Here is a 223-nt window from a genome sequence, read left to right as displayed (position 1 = left end):
GCCGTTGTCTCCGGCGAAGAACAGGTACATGTTCTGGTCGTCGCCGATGAGCGCCTGGTCGATCGGGCCGGTGTTCGAATTCGAGATCGACCCGCTGAACAGTGTCTGGTGTGCCGACCAGCTGTTCACGTTGGTGGGGTCGGTCGAGGTGCGGTACGAGAACGCCGGCCCACCCCACTGGTAGGCCAGCACCCACACGTCACGCGGGGCGAAGTAGAACAAC

General features: G+C 63.2%; 1 protein-coding gene. It reads right to left on the bottom strand.

Annotated features, from left to right (window positions below):
* Positions 1-223, bottom strand: a 223-nt coding sequence (locus tag AC2CHE_RS27085) for a non-reducing end alpha-L-arabinofuranosidase family hydrolase (RefSeq protein WP_484507642.1), incomplete at both ends; no start/stop codon positions are given.

The sequence above is a fragment of the Micromonospora sp. ATLC16 genome (assembly GCF_057196645.1).
Note: the sequence above shows the minus strand (reverse complement) of the source record. Positions and strands in the feature narration are given on the sequence as shown.